At 53.6% G+C, this 2,220-nt stretch carries 3 protein-coding genes; all 3 read left to right on the top strand.

The window, feature by feature from the left end; translation table 11 throughout:
- On the top strand, nt 1-673 hold a 673-nt coding region (locus Undi14_RS18090), incomplete at its 5' end, for an energy transducer TonB (protein ID WP_186886255.1).
- A 192-nt stretch (nt 674-865) separates the two neighbouring features.
- Nucleotides 866-1,738: a MotA/TolQ/ExbB proton channel family protein gene (locus tag Undi14_RS18085; RefSeq protein ID WP_190481348.1), complete on the top strand. Its 873-nt coding sequence runs from the start codon at nt 866-868 to the stop codon at nt 1,736-1,738.
- A 96-nt stretch (nt 1,739-1,834) separates the two neighbouring features.
- The coding region (locus Undi14_RS18080) for a biopolymer transporter ExbD (RefSeq protein ID WP_200182140.1) at nt 1,835-2,220 on the top strand (386 nt) is incomplete at its 3' end.

The following is a 2,220-nucleotide window of genomic DNA, read 5'->3' as shown; positions in this document are numbered from 1 at the left end:
AATGGATTTTTCAGATCGCCAGCAAGAGCCGGGCAAGAAGTTCCTGGGCATAGGGCTGGTCATAGCGTTTCACGTAGTGCTGGTGTATGCACTGCTCAATGGCTTGGGTACCAAGCTCATCGAAATCGTGCAAAAGCCTTTAGAGACAAAAATTGTCGAAGAAGTGCCGCCACCGCCACCACCACCAGATACGCCACCGCCACCACCGCCGAAACTGCTGGCCCCACCGCCACCATTTATTCCGCCGCCGGAAGTGCAGGTACAACCACAGGTACAGCCACAGAACACGATTTCTGCCGTATCCAACGTCAAACCTGAAAACCCGGTGTTCAGTAAAGCACCACCGGCACCTGTGGCAGAAGCACCGAAAGCAACCGGCCCTGTGACGGTTCCCGGCGTCATCGACTTCAACGTCGCTGGCTGCAAACCCGAGTACCCACGCGCTTCTTTGCGTAATGAAGAAACCGGTACAGTTGTTCTCTCCGTCTTAGTCGGTGCTGATGGCTCCGTTTCTGACGTCAAGATCGACAAATCGAGTGGCTACCGTGGTCTCGATAATGCCGTCCGTACCCAATTGCTGTCTGGTTCCTGCAAAAACAAACCAGGTACCGTCGATGGCAAACCACAACCGACCTGGACGAAAGTGCAGTACGTGTGGAAACTGGATAACTGATCCTGAGTCCAGGCAAAAGCAAGAAGTCAGCGTTCCCGGCAACACCCCTCTGACTTCCTGCTTTACCCAGAAAACAGCATGAATTAAAAACGTCACCCTCGTGCAGGACAAAACAGACCTGAACGAAGTGACAACAAAAACAGTCGTAAGCAATACCAACCTTCTATATTTGTTATTAAAGGAAGCACCATAATGAAAACCCGTTTCTCCGCATTTCTGGCTGCAGCTCTCCTGGCATTGACTGCCGCTGTTGCCGTCGCTCCAGCTTCCGCACAAGAAGCTTCCGCAGCTGCCTCCACTGCAGCACCTGCTGCTTCCGCACCAGCGGCTGACGCTGCTGCACCTGCTGCCGCACCTGCCGGCGACATCGCTGCTGCGCCTGCGAAAGAAGTGATTGAAAACCCATACGGCTTAGACGCACTCTGGAAAACAGGTGACTTCGTTGCCAAAGGCACACTGATCATCATGGTCATCATGTCCATGGGTAGCTGGTACATCCTGATCACTAAAATCATCGACCAGGTCAAACTCTCTGGCCAGGCCAAAGAAGCTGGCAAATTCTGGAAAGCCGCTTCCGTCCAAGCCGGTTCCGCTGCACTCAAAGAAGGCAGCCCATTCCGCTTCATCGCTGACTCTGGTATCAAAGCCACAGAACACCATGAAGGCGCGCTGCTGGAACAAATCGATCTGAACACCTGGGTGTCCATGTCCATCCAACGCGCAGTCGACAAAGTACAAAGCCGTCTGCAAGATGGTCTGGCCTTCCTGGCGACAGTGGGTTCTACAGCACCATTCGTTGGTCTGTTCGGTACAGTGTGGGGTATTTACCATGCGTTGACAGCGATCGGTATGTCCGGTCAGGCATCGATCGACAAAGTTGCAGGCCCTGTGGGTGAAGCGCTGATCATGACCGCGATCGGTCTGGCAGTGGCGGTTCCAGCGGTTCTGGGCTACAACTTCCTGGTACGCCGCAACAAGAGCGCGATGGAAGAAGTCCGCTCCTTTGCAGGTGATCTGCACTCCGTCGTTCTGTCTGGCAGCATGAACAAAGTCGCTAAGAAATAAGACGGCACACCAGACACACAGTCACAAGCACGAACGACTCAAGTCACAACGCCGGTTGCCTAGCGCACCGGCGTGCAATCTGAAAGAGAACACACTATGGCAATGGCAATCGGCAACGATGGTGATGGCGAAGACGAAGTCAACAGCACCATCAACACCACCCCGCTGGTCGACGTCATGCTGGTCTTATTGATCATCTTCCTCATCACCACCCCGGTGATTACTGACACGGTCAAACTCAAGCTCCCGGCAGAACGCAACCAGATTTACAAAACCAAACCAGAAAACATCACCGTATCGATCAGCAAAGATGGTGACGTCTACTGGAATGGCGGCATGAAACCCCTGCCAGGCGGCACCGAAGGTTTGTTTGACAAACTCAAAGTCGAAGCCGTCAAAGTACCGCAACCGGAAGTCCATATTCGTGGCGACCAGAATGTGCGTTACGAATTCGTTGGCAAAACCATCCTGACCGCCCAGCG

Source organism: Undibacterium sp. 14-3-2, assembly GCF_016595265.1.
GTDB classification, from domain to species: Bacteria; Pseudomonadota; Gammaproteobacteria; order Burkholderiales; family Burkholderiaceae_D; genus Undibacterium; species Undibacterium aquatile.
Note: the sequence above shows the minus strand (reverse complement) of the source record. Positions and strands in the feature narration are given on the sequence as shown.